This window comes from Mycobacterium marseillense, from assembly GCF_010731675.1.
GTDB lineage: Bacteria > Actinomycetota > Actinomycetes > Mycobacteriales > Mycobacteriaceae > Mycobacterium > Mycobacterium marseillense.
Genome location: NZ_AP022584.1, coordinates 5260304 through 5273710 on the forward strand (window position 1 = coordinate 5260304; position 13407 = coordinate 5273710).

The window sequence follows — 13407 nt, forward strand, 5'->3', positions numbered from 1 at the left end:
TCGCAACCACAGTCCATTTCGGCGACAATTTGTCGCGGAAAGCTTGAACACCGCACCCCCCACCAAACAAATTTAAATAGAGTTACGGCGGCCACAGCGACAGGGAAACGCCCGGTCCCATCCCGAACCCGGAAGCTAAGCCTGTCAGCGCCGATGATACTGCCCATACGGGTGGAAAAGTAGGACACCGCCGAACATACACAAAAACACCCCCGGCAACGGGGGTGTTTTTGCATATGTAGCCCAAAATCGCTGGGGCGCAGGCATTTATAGGTACGCCGGCATGCGCCAGGGATCGAAGTGCGGGGCTATCTGCCGGCGGGGGCACCGGGATGCGCAATAGGCCGAGCGCAGTGCGGCGGCGGACGGCTGACCGAACGGCGCTGCACTGATCTCGACCTAAACGTCCGTGATGTCCTCGTCGCGTTATCCGGCAAACGGCGGGCGTGCCATCACCGTCGGGCGGATCCCGTAGCGCGGACCGGTGCCGCCCGAACTTCCGCCGACGCCCGCCAGCGGCATCCCGCCCAACAGGTTTCCGGGCCCTGGCGTGTCCGGGGTGGTGATGAAGCGGCTGACCGGAATCGACGATGCCCCGGAGGTGACCGCCGGGGTCGCGGCGGACCACGCGGGCGGCACAGACAAACCACCGACCGGTGCGGCCGAAGCCAAGCTTGCCGATATGGCGCCGCCACCACCCGTCAGGCCACGCAGCGACGCACCGATCGCCGGCAGGCCCGCGGCGGCCTTGGCTCCCTCGCTGGCGGCCTTGGCGGCAGGCGCCAAACCCTTTGAAAGCGACAGGAAGTGAGTCGACATCCCGGTAACGCGATACATCATCGCGAGGGTGTTTTGGGTAGGGCTGGCGTATTCGGCCCACATGTCGAAGACGGGATTCTGTTCCAGCAGGTCTGTGATCGGCGGTGGCGGCTCCGTGGTCGCCGCCGCGGGTGACGAGAGTGCCCGCAGCGTGGGCGGTACCGACGACAGCAATTGGGACTGTGTCGATTCCGAGCCGGCCGCGGTGCCGGCCGCCTGGGCGACCGAGGCCGCCTGCATGCCCTCTCCCGCCGGATTGGTGGTCTCGGTCGGCCGGGTGAAGGGTGTCACCTGAGTGACCGGGGCCGCCTGGCCCGCGTAGCCGTACATGGCGGTAGCGTCTTGCGCCCACATTTCGGCGTATTGCGCCTCGAGCTGAACGATCAGCGGCGTGTTTTGGCCCAGGACATTGGTCGACACCGCCTGGGCGAGCTGGATGCGGTTGGCTTCGATCAGCGGCGGAGGCACCGTGGCGGCAAACGCGGCTTCGTAAGCGCCCGTCGCGGCCCTGGCCGAAATGGCGGCCTGCTCGGCCTGCACGGCGGTGGCGCGCATCCACGTCACATAAGGTTGGGCCGCCTCGGCCATCTGGGCCGAGGCGGGGCCCATCCACTCTTCGCTTACCAGTTGCGTGACGATCCTGTCGTAGTCATTGGCGGCCGAATCCAACTCCGCGGCCAGCAGGTTCCAGGCCCACGCCGCGGCCATCATCGATCCCGGGCCCGGCCCGGAATACATGCGCTCCGAATGGATCTCCGGGGGTAGCGCTCCGAAATCCAGCACGTGTCACCCTCCTCAGCTGGACGCGGCGGCGTTGATGGCTTCGGTCGCCGCATACGAACTCGCGCCGAAGTGCAGCATCCTCACGAAGCTGTCGTGAATCACCGTGGCCTGGGCGCAGACGTTCTGATACATCTGGGCGTGCGCGGCGAACTGGGTCGCGACCAGCACCGAGACCTCGTCGGTTGCCGCGGGCACCACTCCCATCGTCGGTGCCGATGCCGCTGCATTCTGTGCGGCCAGCGCCCCACCGATAGCGGCCAGGTTCTGGGCTGCGGCGGATAACGCTTCCGGCTGGGTGGTCACGAACGACACGGTGATTTCTCTCCTCGCTGGGTTCGGCTTGAAGGTGCTGAACGGCCGCTAAAAGCCGCTCCTCCGCGAGGTTAAGTGCTGCGCGCCCAATAGTGTATTGCCAAAGACAAATGTTCATCTTTAGCTAGATTCAGTTCAGATTCGTGAACTACCACGTACATATATGTTCTTACGATCACATATATGCACAAACGTCCACTGGTGAAGGACAGCCGTCGCGGCCGAAGAACGGCATCGCGTTCGTGACTGCAAGGCCGACGGTGTCGACCGCGCCGGACGGTACCCGCGCACAAGTATCTGACCACAGTTTCGGGCGGCGTTGGGGTGCGTCCGAAAGCCGTCGACAAGACGAGGGGACCACTTAGTGGATTACGGGGCGCTTCCCCCGGAGGTCAACTCCGGGCGGATGTATGTCGGCGCGGGTTCGGGGCCGATGCTGGCGGCCGCCGCAGCCTGGGACGGGTTGGCCATCGATCTGTACACGACGGCGGCCTCCTACAGCTCGATGATCGCCGAACTGACCGGCGCGTGGCTGGGGCCCGCGTCGGCGACGATGGCCAACGCCTCGGCCCCGTACGCGGCGTGGCTGAGCGCGACGGCCGCGCAGGCCGAGCAGACGGCCGTCCAGGCGAAGGCTGCCGCGGGTGCCTACGAGGCAGCGTTCGCGATGACGGTTCCGCCACCGGTGATCGCGGCCAACCGCGCGCAACTGATGATGCTGATCGCGACGAACTTCTTCGGCCAGAACCTGCCGGCGATCGCGGCTACCGAGGCCCAGTACGCCGAGATGTGGGCCCAGGACGCGGCGGCGATGTATGGCTACGCCGCGGCGTCGGCCGGCGCCTCAGCGCTGCCCACCTTCGACCAGTCGCCGACGACCACCAACCCGGCGGGGCGGGCCGCTCAGGAGATGGCGGTGGCACACGCCGCGGAGACGGCGGCCGAGACTAGCGCCCAGCCCGGCGCGTCCTCGACGCTGGCGAACTCCGGCGCGGCCACCGGCGGAGCGGTGGATGGATCCGGCGCGACAGCCGGAGCGTCGACATCGGAATCCTGGAAAAAGCTGACTTCGTTGTATACCAACCACCTTGGTATGACCTATAACCACATGGGCGACTGGGAGCACATGATGAAGCTCTGGGAAGGTGTGGCGCCGGCCGCCGGTGACAGCAAAGCCGTGGTGCCTGCGGTCACCTTGCGCGGTGTGGGTGGAACCCTGGGCGGTGGCCCGACGCCCTCCGGTGCGTCGGTGTCGGCGGGCCTGGGCAGGGCGGGCACGGTCGGCCACTTGTCGGTCCCGCAGAGTTGGGCCGCCGCGGCCCCCGCGGCTAGCGCGGAAACAGCGCCGCCGGCGGTCAGCACCGTCAGCGCCGGCCCCGAGGCCAAGGGAAGCGGGATGCTCCGCGGCATACCGCTGACGGGCACGGGTCGGGGGGCCGGCGGCAAGATCGTCGGACAGCGATACGGGTTCCGTCCGATGGTGGTAGCACGGCACGTCGTCGGCGGATAAACGCTCACGGTCCCGCGTCGCGCCGGTCGGCGCGATCGAACGCGCGGGTGGCCTATTTGCCGGGCGTGAACCAGGCGACCTTGGCCTGCCAGGAGCGGGCGGATCCGTAGGCGAAGCCGATGGCGCTCAGGCAGGCGCACAACCAGACGGGCAAGGCGATATCGCTGCCCGCCCAGGCGGTGCCGATTTGAATCACGCTCGCCGCCACCCCGAATCCCGCCGAGATCAGGTAGAGGTCGACGGTCGTCGTGGAGCGGGGATCTGTCCGCAGTATCAGCAGTACTCGTCCTGCGTAGGTGAGGAGATAGATGATCAGGGCGCCCAAGACCAACCAGTAAGCGACCAGCCAGAAGTCGCTGGCGGGAGCGGCGAAGAAGTCGAGGTGATGGCCTTCATCGGCGATGACGAACAGCGCCACCAGTAGCGGAACCGCAACACGCAGCGGGCGCGTGACATGTTTGCGCAGCAGGACGCGCTCGTGGGCTTCGTCGACGAGACGGATGAGGCCGTGCCGGATGATCGCCGTCACCGCGAAGATCCAGCAGATGTGGCCGAGCAGATGTTGCACGTTCCACAGCCCGAAGACGCGGTGCAGGGGCGGTCCGAGCGCGGCCGCGGCCCAGTGCGACATCAGCAGCACCGCGCAGCCGTGCAGTGCGATGTTGCGGGTAGCGCCGGCCTCCCATCGCGAGCGCCAGGTGTCGCGCCGAATCCACAGGCTGCACAGGAGGGCCGCCAGCGTGACGCTGATGAGTGCGGTTTTGATCATCCAAACGGTCCCGGCAGTGCCGCTCAGACGGGCGGACTGTTGGGATCGGGACGAAGGTCACGCAGCCTGGGCGGGCCGGCCTGGGACTCCACGTACTCGGTAACCGAGTCGGGGTCGATCAGACCGTAGCGAACTTGCAGGTCAACCGGGTTCAGCCCCAAATACTTGGCCGCCCTGATCAGGTTGTCCGCGGTGATCAGCCTGCCCTCGCGAGCCGCCTTATAGTACGCGGACTTGCGATAGCCGAACGCTTCGTAGACCTCGGTGGCCGCCAAGGGCCGACCGACCAGGTACGGCAGAACCACGGCCGGGTCCTTCGCACTGTCGTCCACAATGATGGACGATAGCTCCGTTCGACGGACCTCGCAAAACAAACGCGACCGCGCCCGCGGTCAGTCGAACAGCGTCGCGCAACTGTGGACCTTTTCCAGATCCAGCAGCGCGCGTTTGCGCTGCAGGCCACCGCCGTAGCCGGTGAGGGTGCCGTTCGCGCCGATGACCCGGTGGCACGGCACGACGATCGCGATCGGGTTATGCCCGTTGGCCAATCCCACAGCGCGCGCGGCCCCCGGAGCGCCGATCTGCTCGGCGATTCGTCCGTATGACCTGGTCTCCCCGTAGGGAATGGTCAGCAACGCCTTCCACACGCGCCGCTGAAACTCGGAGCCGTGCAGATCGAACTCGAAATCGAAGTCGGTGCGCTCGCCGGCGAAATAGGCGGCCAGCTGCTCGACGGCCTCGCCGAACGCCCGCGGGTTCGGCGACCAGCCGGCGCGGCTCGGCTCATACGTCTGGTCGACCATCCGGAGGTGCATCAGCACCGAGTCGCGACCGGCCAGGGTCAGCAATCCGATGGGGCTGTCGATGGTGCGGTACTCGATCATGCGACCTCCTGTGGCGGCCAATGGTTTACCGGATGCTCGAGGGTGGTCCAAAGATATTGGGTGGCATAGGAACGCCAGGGGCGCCAGCGGGCGGCCCGTTCGATGAGGGAGCGTTCGTCGGACGGAAGCCCCAGCTGTTTGGCGGCCAGGCGCAGCCCGAGATCGCTGGCGGGGAAGGCATCCGGGTCTCCCAGGCCCCGCATCGCGATCACTTCCGCGGTCCAGGGGCCCACTCCGGGCAACGCGAGTAATTGGCTGCGGGCACTGTCCCAGTCGCACCCGGTGTCCAGCACGATGCCGCCGTCGGCGAGGCCGGCGACCAATGCGCTCAGCGTGCGCCGGCGGGCGGTGGGCACCGCCAGATGGACGGGGTCGATCTCGGCGAGCTCTTCGACGGAGGGGAAGGTGCGGGTCAACGTCCCGCCGGGGTCGTTGACCGGCTGTCCGTACGCGGCGACCAGGCGGCCGGCGTGGGTGCTCGCGGCCCTGGTGGACACCTGCTGCCCGAGCACTGCGCGCACCGCGAGCTCGGCTTCGTCGACGGTGCGCGGAATGCGCTGACCGGGCGCCTTGGCTACGACGGGGCGCAGCTCGGTGTCCCCGCCCAGCGCTTCGTCGACCGCTTCCGGGTCCGCGTCGAGGTCCAGCAGCCGCCGGCAGCGGGCGATCGCCGTGGTCAGGTCGCGGAAATCGTCGAGCACGAGGACGCAATGGACATGGTCGACGGCCGGCGTCAGGGTCACGATGGCGTTGCCGAACGGAAGGCGCAGGGTGCGCCGGTACGCGCCGTCGCGGACCTCCTCGCACCCGGGAACGGTGCCCGCCGCGAGATGGCCGAAGACGCCCTCGTAGGCGAACGGCGTGCGAACCGGGAGTCGAAGGCACACGGAGCCGGCCGAATTGCCCTCCGCCGCGGGCCGCGCCGCGGCGCGCCGGCGCAGCGTGCTCGGCGTGCCCTCGAACACCGAACGCACCGTGTCGTTGAACTGACGGATGCTGGAGAAGCCCGCGGCGAAGGCGACGTCGCCGAACGGCAGGTCCGTCGTCTCGATCAGCACACGAGCGGTCTGTGCGCGCTGCGCGCGGGCCAGTGCGAGCGGGCCGGCGCCGACCTCGGCCTGCAGGAGCCGTTCGAGCTGGCGAGTGGTGTAACCGAGGTGGGCGGCCAGGCCGCCGACGCCGTCGCGGTCCACCGTGCCGTCGGCGATGAGCCGCATCGTGCGCGCCACCACGTCACCGCGCACGTTCCATTCCGGGGATCCCGGCGAGGCGTCCGGGCGGCACCGTTTGCAGGCCCGAAAGCCGGCGCGCTGGGCGGCCGCCGCCGTGGGGTAAAACCGCACGTTGCGAGCGAACGGCGGCCGCACCGGGCAGCTGGGGCGGCAATAGATCCCGGTGGTCAACACGGCGGTGACGAACCAGCCGTCGAACCGCGCGTCCTTGGACTGGACGGCGCGGTAGCAGCGGTCGAAATCGTCGTGCACGCTTCCAGGCTTACACCCGCGCGCCGACAAAACTAGCGGAAAAGCGACATCGTGGTGGGCGTAGGTGCCGGGGCCACGCATCGGCGTCGGCCTGGCCTGACGCCGGAGTGGCTTTCTTGTCGAATCGAGGTACTTCCTGCACGCGATGGTATTAACTGTGACCCAACTCGCCGGCTCTGACAGCGACCCGACGGGGTGAGTGAGTTCGGGGAAAGGCGAACTGATGAAGCGGCTGGCGACGTGGTGGGGGCAGGACGACCACTTCGATTGGCTGACAGGCTATTTGCAAGCGCACGGGCTGAGCACCTACACCCGCAGGGTGTTGGCTGTCGTGGCGGCCTCATTGGTGCTGGTGCCCGTCAACGTGTGGTGTGGCCCTGTCCCGTTGTATCCACATGTGGCGCTCACGGTTTCGGTGCTGGCCGCGGTGATCGGACTGGTGATGACGGTGCTGTGGTTGAGTGGGTGGCCCACTCGGCGCCAGTCCATCTTCTACATCATGACCGGCACGGTAGCCATTGGCGGCGGCTGCCTATGGCAACCCCAGCCGCTCGTCGGACTGATGGCATGCTCGGCGCTGTCGGTGACCGGCGGCTACATCGCTTTCTTCCACACCTCCAAGCTCATGGCGCTGAACTTCTGCGCGGCCAGCGCGATCGGGGCCTGGCAAGCGGTGCGCCTGGCCGCCACGGGGCAGGCTGTGCTGGCCTTCACCGGTTACTTTCTGGTGCTGGAACTCAACGTGGTGGTTCCGCTCGCCATCCAGGTCGTGGTGCGCGCGCTGTGGGTGGATCTCTCGCGGGCCAACCGCGACCCGCTGACCGGCTTGCTGAACCGGCGGGCCTGCGACAGGGCGATCGTCGGTCGGATGCTCGCGGGCGCCCATCACCTGTTCCTGGCGGTGGCGATGGTCGATCTGGACCGCTTCAAGGAGCTCAACGACACCCGTGGGCACGCCGCCGGCGATGCGGCGCTCATCGAGGTGGCGGGCACCCTGACGACCGCTTGCGGTGAGACCGCCATCGTCGGCCGCGTTGGCGGGGAGGAATTCCTGGTCGCCGACATCGTCACCGCCGAACAGCTGCCGGAGTGGGGCCGACAGCTCTGTGACGCGATCGCCGCGATGGACGCATCGGTGACCGCCAGCGTCGGAATCGCGACCCTGGCGTTGCGCAGCGTCGTCTCGGACTATGCCGAGCACGCGTTTCACCAATTGGTCGCCCAGGCCGACACCGCGATGTATGAAGCCAAACGGTGCGGCGGCAACCAAAGTCGCCACCGCCAGGTGCCGGTCTGAGCCGTCGAAGTCCTACTGAGCGGGTGGAGCGACGTCGTCGAGCGACGCCAAGCGGGTGGGGCGCCCGTGCCCGCGCAGGGTGACGGTGTCGCCCAACGACCAACGTGCGCGCTCGCTTTCGCTCGCTCCCTCGATGGCGTCGGCGGTCGCGAGCAGATGGTGGGCGTGTGACTTGGCGAGCTCGCACAGCCGCGCCGCCTCGTTGACCGGCTCACCGATGACGGTGTATTCGAATCGTTCTTTGGCGCCGACGTTCCCGGCGACGACTTGGCCTGCCGCCACACCGATGCCGGCTTCGAGGTCGGCCATCTCGTCGGCCAGCCGCTCGGCGATACAGCGGGCGGCGGCCAGCGCCGCGTCTTCGGGACTGTCCAGGCGGTTCGGCGCTCCGAAGATGGCCAGCGACGCATCGCCTTCGAATTTATTGACCAGCCCGCAGTAGCGGTCCACCTCCTCGACGACGATCGCGAAGAAACGGTTCAGCACCGCAACGACTTCGGCTGGCGGTTGGCTCGTCACCAGCTGCGTCGACCCGACGATGTCGATGAAGACGACGGCAACATGGCGTTCTTCCCCGCCCAGCTTCGGCCGTTCACGTTCCGCGGCAAGGGCGACCTCGCGCCCGACGTGGCGGCCGAACAGATCGCGGACCCGTTCCCGCTCCCGCAGTCCGTCGACCATCGTGTTGAAGCCGCGTTGCAGCTCGCCGAGTTCGGTGCCGTCGAACACCACGAGGTTTCCGCGCAGATCGCCGCGCTCCACGCGCGCCAGCGCGGCACGGACCACCCGCACCGGTGTCGCGGTGAGCCAGGCCAAGATCCACATCAGGACGCACCCGAAGATCAGCGGGGCCGTCGACACGATCAACACGGCCACCGCGAACTGGGTCTGGGTCAGATTGCGCAACACGAGTTCGAAAAAGGCCAGCATCATGATCCCCATGACGGGCACGGCCGAACCGAGGAACCAGACGACCATCGTGCGGCCCATGATGCCCGCCGCGAACCGTCGTGGCGGTGGTCCGGCTTCGAGCGCCTGCGCGGCTACGGGACGCAGCGCGAACTCCGCGAGCAGATAACTCGCGGTGGCGACCACCACTCCGGCAAAGCTCACGACGAGCAGGAACCGCGGAATGAACTGCGAGTTGGCCAAGCCGAACAGCGTCGTCAGCAGCACCGTCCCAATGCCCCACAAGACGAGGTCGACGAGGGCGATGCGCCACGGGGCGACAAAGGTGTTGCGCTCGTCCTCTGGGGTCGGCTTGCGCTCTTCGATCGCCCAGCGCAGGGCGATCACGGTCCGGCGGGTGATCCAATACGTGCCCCACGCCGAGGCCGCCACGATGTAGGCCGGTGCGGCACCGAACGTGATCCACGCCGGCGCGTCGTCGAACACGCTCGGCACCGGGATGGCGACGGTGACCAACAGCAGGGCGACGGCGACACCGATCAGGTTCGCCCCCAGCACCATCACCGTCATGATGATCTGGATGCGCACCCGGCGACGGCCCTGGCTTTCCGACACCCGCCCGAGCAGCAGGGAGCCGTACGCCGGCGTCTCCGGCAGACGGCCGCTCTGACGGGTGACGCGCTCGAGCACCCGGCCGATTCGTTGTGCCAAGGACGTGTTGGCCGACATGGTGGCGTCAGCCTAATTTGTCGGCCACGCTCTAAGGTGAGTCGGGTGCGTCTAGTGATCGCTCAATGCACCGTTGACTACGTCGGCCGGCTCACCGCGCACCTGCCCTCCGCGCGCAGGCTGTTGCTGTTCAAGGCCGATGGATCGGTCAGTGTGCACGCCGACGACCGCGCCTACAAGCCGCTGAACTGGATGAGCCCGCCGTGCTGGCTGAGCGAGCAGCCCGGTGATCCCGCGCCGGTGTGGGTGGTCGAAAACAAGGCCGGCGAGCAACTGCGGATCACCGTCGAGGAGATCGAACACGACTCCAGCCACGACCTGGGCGTGGACCCGGGGCTGGTCAAGGATGGCGTCGAAGCGCACCTGCAGGCGTTGCTCGCCGAGCACGTGCAGCTACTGGGCGAGGGATACACCCTGGTGCGTCGCGAGTACATGACCGCGATCGGCCCCGTCGATCTGCTGTGCCGCGACGAACGCGGCGCCTCGGTGGCCGTGGAGATCAAGCGGCGCGGCGAGATCGACGGCGTCGAGCAGCTCACCCGCTACCTCGAACTGCTCAACAGGGACAGCCTGCTGGCCCCGGTGCAAGGGGTCTTCGCGGCCCAGCAGATCAAGCCGCAGGCGCGCACCCTGGCCGTCGATCGCGGGATCCGTTGTGTGACATTGGATTACGACAAGATGCGCGGCATGGACAACGACGAGTACCGGCTGTTCTGAAGCCTCGTCACTAGACTGATCGCATGCCTCGGCGCCGCACACCGCCACGCAGGCAGCGGCCCTCGGCGCCGCCGCCGGCGCTGCGCCGGGTGGAGGTCGGGCCCGACGGCCACGAGTACGAGGTTCGTCCCGTCGCGGCGGCCCGCGCGGTCAAGACCTATCGGTGCCCCGGCTGCGATCACGAAATCCGCTCCGGCTCAGCACATCTGGTGGTGTGGCCGATCGATTCGGCGTTCGGGACAGACGCGGGTCACGTCGAGGACCGCCGCCATTGGCACACGCCGTGCTGGGCGCACCGCGCCACCCGCGGTCCCACCAGGAAGTGGTCTTGAGTAGCGGTCCTCAGGCGGCCGGTTCGACGAGTTCGATCAGAACTCCGCCGCCGTCCTTGGGGTGGATGAAGTTGATCCGGGAGTTTGCCGTGCCGCGACGGGGTGCGTCGTAGATCAACCGCACGCCTTGCTCGCGGAGCCGCTCGACCATGGTGTCGAGGTCGCTGACCCGAACGGCCATCTGCTGGATGCCCGGACCGCGCTTGTCGAGGAACTTCGCGATCGTCGAGGACTCGTCGAACGGGGCCATCAACTGGATCTGTGCGGTGCCCGCCGGGGCACCCCGCACCGCCAGCATGGCTTCGCGGATTCCCTGCTCCTCGTTGACTTCCTCGTGCACCAGGATCATGCCGAGGTGGTCGTGGTACCAGTCGATGGCGGCGTCCAGGTCGGCGACTGCGATGCCGACGTGATCGATCGCCGTCACCAGCGAGGTGGCCAGGATCTGACGGGCGTCAACTTGATCGGTCGTCATCACATAACGGTAACCTGGCGGCAAAGATTGCGCTTCTCCGGGAGGCCGAAACGGCCGTCGGGGGAGCGCCCAGCAGGCCTTAGGAGAGAGTCATGACGACGTCGGTGATCGTTGCTGGAGCACGCACCCCCATCGGCAAGTTGATGGGTTCGCTGAAGGATTTCTCGGGCAGCGATCTGGGTGCCATCGCGATCGCCGGCGCGCTGGAGAAGGCCAATCTTCCGGCCTCCGCGGTCGACTACGTGATCATGGGCCAGGTGCTGACGGCCGGGGCCGGCCAGATGCCGGCACGCCAGGCGGCCGTGGCGGCCGGCATCGGCTGGGACGTTCCGGCGCTGACCATCAACAAGATGTGCCTGTCCGGAATCGACTCCATCGCGCTGGCCGACCAGCTCATTCGTGCTGGCGAGTTCGAGGTGGTGGTGGCCGGCGGTCAGGAGTCCATGTCGAAGGCGCCCCACCTGCTGATGGACAGCCGCTCGGGTTACAAGTACGGCGACGTCACGGTCCTCGACCACATGGCCTACGACGGCCTGCACGACGTGTTCACCGACCAGCCGATGGGCGCCCTTACCGAGCAGCGCAACGACGTCGACAAGTTCACCCGCCAGGAGCAGGACGAGTTCGCTGCGGGTTCGCATCGCAAGGCCGCCGCGGCGTGGAAGGACGGCGTTTTCACCGACGAGGTGGTGCCGGTCAACATCCCGCAACGCAAGGGTGATCCGCTGCAGTTCACCGAGGACGAAGGCATCCGCGCCAACACCACGGCGGAGTCGCTGGCCGGCCTCAAGCCGGCGTTTCGCCGCGACGGCACCATCACCGCCGGTTCGGCCTCCCAGATTTCCGATGGCGCCGCCGCGGTGGTGGTGACGAGCAAGGCCAAAGCCCAGGAGCTGGGACTGAGCTGGCTGGCCGAGATCGGCGCGCACGGCGTGGTGGCCGGACCGGACTCCACCCTGCAGTCGCAGCCCGCCAACGCGATCAAGAAGGCCATCAGCCGCGAGGGCATCTCCGTGGACCAACTCGACGTCGTGGAGATCAACGAGGCGTTTGCCGCGGTCGCGCTGGCCTCGACCCGCGAACTCGGCGTCAATCCCGACATCGTCAACGTCAACGGCGGTGCGATCGCTGTCGGTCATCCCATCGGCATGTCGGGAGCGCGCATCACGCTGCATGCGGCTCTGGAACTGGCGCGGCGCGGGTCCGGCTACGCCGTCGCGGCCCTGTGCGGGGCCGGCGGGCAGGGCGACGCCCTGATTCTGCGGGCGAGTTAGCCAGCGATCGAGGGTCCCCGCGACGTTGCTGGAGCCGCTCGGTGGCAGAAATTTTGTGATCTTCGTCATACGGGCCGATCACGCCCCTTTTTTGAGGTGATTTTCGGCCCCGGCGCGCCCGCGCTCGAGCGGCGCCGCCACCGGGTGGATCGGTAGCCCGCGCGCATGACAAACTTGACGGCGTGACGCGTCCGCGACCTTCCATCGGTCCCGCACTGACCGGTGCTGTCGATCTGTCCGGTCTCAAGCAGCGCGCCCAGTCGCCCGGCGCCGCTCCCGGGGGGCCCGCGTCGTCGCCCGCCGAGGGCGGCGGCGGCATCACTGCGGTCACCGAGGCCAACTTCGAGGCCGAGGTTCTGCTCCGCTCTGAGGAAGTGCCGGTCGTCGTGCTGCTGTGGTCCCCGCGCAGCGATGCGTGCGTCCAGCTTCTCGACACGCTGTCGGGGTTGTCCGGCCAGGACAATGGCAGGTGGTCGCTGACGACCGTCAACGTCGATGTCGCGCCCAGGGTCGCGCAGATCTTCGGTGTCGACGCGGTTCCGACCGTGGTGGCGTTGGCGGCGGGGCAGCCGATCTCGAGTTTCCAAGGCGTGCAGCCGGCCGAGCAACTGCGCGGCTGGCTGGACCAGATCCTTTCCGCGACCGCCGGGAAGCTCAGGGGCGCAACGGGTTCGGCGGAATCCGATGAGGTTGACCCCGAGCTGGCCGCGGCCCGTCAGCAGCTGGAGGACGGCGACTTCGAGGCCGCCAAGGCGTCCTATCAGTCGATCCTGGACGCCAATCCGGCCAGCGCGGAGGCCAAGGGCGCGATCCGCCAGATCCACTTCCTGACGCGCGCGACCGCGCAGCGCCCAGACGCCGTCGCCGTCGCCGATGCGGCGCCCAGCGACATCGAGGCCGCCCTCGCGGCCGCGGACGTGCAGATCCTCAACCAGGAGGTCGCTGCCGCGTTCGAGCGCCTGATCGCGTTGGTGCGCAGCACATCCGGCGATGATCGCGCGTTGGTGCGCACTCGCCTGGTGGAGTTGTTCGAACTCTTCGACCCGGCCGATCCCGAGGTCGTCGCCGGGCGTCGCAACCTGGCCAACGCGCTGTACTGACGCGAATTCAGCT

Annotated in this window: 14 protein-coding genes and 1 rRNA gene; 7 read left to right on the top strand and 8 right to left on the bottom strand. The window is 67.8% G+C overall.

Features of this window, described 5'->3' with window-relative positions; all coding sequences use genetic code 11:
- The first annotated feature begins 83 nt into the window (after positions 1 to 83).
- Positions 84 to 196, top strand: a 5S ribosomal RNA gene (gene rrf, locus G6N26_RS24580).
- Positions 197 to 426: 230 nt separating this feature from the next.
- Here rrf and G6N26_RS24585 read toward each other — a convergent pair.
- Together G6N26_RS24585 and G6N26_RS24590 are read right to left on the bottom strand one after the other, a co-directional pair.
- Positions 427 to 1602 carry a PPE family protein gene (locus tag G6N26_RS24585; protein WP_067174941.1) on the bottom strand — a complete coding sequence of 392 codons (1176 nt, stop codon included), beginning with the start codon at positions 1600 to 1602 and terminating at the stop codon, positions 427 to 429.
- 12 nt (positions 1603 to 1614) lie between these two features.
- Complete coding sequence (locus tag G6N26_RS24590; RefSeq protein ID WP_067174953.1) at positions 1615 to 1914, bottom strand: PE family protein; 300 nt, start codon at positions 1912 to 1914, stop codon at positions 1615 to 1617.
- A gap of 364 nt (positions 1915 to 2278) precedes the next feature.
- Between G6N26_RS24590 and G6N26_RS24595 the strand changes: the two genes are divergently transcribed.
- The gene (locus G6N26_RS24595; RefSeq protein WP_083015206.1) at positions 2279 to 3424 is read left to right on the top strand and encodes a PPE family protein; all 1146 of its coding nucleotides are present in this window, start codon (positions 2279 to 2281) and stop codon (positions 3422 to 3424) included.
- Positions 3425 to 3476: 52 nt separating this feature from the next.
- Here G6N26_RS24595 and G6N26_RS24600 read toward each other — a convergent pair whose 3' ends face one another.
- From G6N26_RS24600 to G6N26_RS24615, 4 genes are read right to left on the bottom strand one after another with little or no spacing between them, the layout of a single operon-like run.
- Positions 3477 to 4193 carry a hypothetical protein gene (locus G6N26_RS24600; RefSeq protein WP_083015210.1) on the bottom strand — a complete coding sequence of 239 codons (717 nt, stop codon included), beginning with the start codon at positions 4191 to 4193 and terminating at the stop codon, positions 3477 to 3479.
- Positions 4194 to 4216: 23 nt separating this feature from the next.
- Positions 4217 to 4525, bottom strand: coding sequence for a hypothetical protein (locus tag G6N26_RS24605; RefSeq protein ID WP_067174990.1), 309 nt, complete (start codon positions 4523 to 4525; stop codon positions 4217 to 4219).
- 60 nt (positions 4526 to 4585) lie between these two features.
- Positions 4586 to 5077, bottom strand: coding sequence for a methylated-DNA--[protein]-cysteine S-methyltransferase (locus tag G6N26_RS24610; protein WP_083015213.1), 492 nt, complete (start codon positions 5075 to 5077; stop codon positions 4586 to 4588).
- The gene (locus G6N26_RS24615; protein ID WP_083015217.1) at positions 5074 to 6561 is read right to left on the bottom strand and encodes a DNA-3-methyladenine glycosylase 2 family protein; all 1488 of its coding nucleotides are present in this window, start codon (positions 6559 to 6561) and stop codon (positions 5074 to 5076) included. The genes G6N26_RS24610 and G6N26_RS24615 overlap by 4 nt, the downstream gene beginning before the upstream one ends.
- A gap of 223 nt (positions 6562 to 6784) precedes the next feature.
- Here G6N26_RS24615 and G6N26_RS24620 point away from each other — a divergent pair, with 223 nt between their 5' ends.
- Positions 6785 to 7858, top strand: coding sequence for a GGDEF domain-containing protein (locus G6N26_RS24620; protein ID WP_067175005.1), 1074 nt, complete (start codon positions 6785 to 6787; stop codon positions 7856 to 7858).
- Positions 7859 to 7870: 12 nt separating this feature from the next.
- On the opposite strand, the gene G6N26_RS24625 is transcribed toward G6N26_RS24620, so the two are convergent.
- Complete coding sequence (locus tag G6N26_RS24625; RefSeq protein ID WP_083015220.1) at positions 7871 to 9496, bottom strand: adenylate/guanylate cyclase domain-containing protein; 1626 nt, start codon at positions 9494 to 9496, stop codon at positions 7871 to 7873.
- Between the two features lie 45 nt (positions 9497 to 9541).
- Between G6N26_RS24625 and nucS the strand changes: the two genes are divergently transcribed.
- Positions 9542 to 10213, top strand: coding sequence for an endonuclease NucS (nucS, locus tag G6N26_RS24630; RefSeq protein ID WP_067175011.1), 672 nt, complete (start codon positions 9542 to 9544; stop codon positions 10211 to 10213).
- Positions 10214 to 10236: 23 nt separating this feature from the next.
- Entirely contained in the window at positions 10237 to 10545 is a 309-nt protein-coding gene (locus tag G6N26_RS24635) for a hypothetical protein (protein WP_067175013.1), read from the top strand.
- Between the two features lie 10 nt (positions 10546 to 10555).
- Here G6N26_RS24635 and mce read toward each other — a convergent pair whose 3' ends face one another.
- Positions 10556 to 11023 (bottom strand): methylmalonyl-CoA epimerase, encoded by a 468-nt coding sequence (mce, locus tag G6N26_RS24640; protein WP_082991547.1) that lies wholly within the window; start codon positions 11021 to 11023, stop codon positions 10556 to 10558.
- Positions 11024 to 11112: 89 nt separating this feature from the next.
- On the opposite strand from mce, the gene G6N26_RS24645 reads away from it, so the two are divergent.
- The gene (locus G6N26_RS24645; RefSeq protein WP_083015224.1) at positions 11113 to 12294 is read left to right on the top strand and encodes an acetyl-CoA C-acetyltransferase; all 1182 of its coding nucleotides are present in this window, start codon (positions 11113 to 11115) and stop codon (positions 12292 to 12294) included.
- Between the two features lie 182 nt (positions 12295 to 12476).
- Positions 12477 to 13394, top strand: a complete 918-nt coding sequence (locus tag G6N26_RS24650; RefSeq protein WP_083015227.1) for a tetratricopeptide repeat protein — start codon at positions 12477 to 12479, stop codon at positions 13392 to 13394.
- The last annotated feature ends 13 nt before the right edge of the window (positions 13395 to 13407 follow it).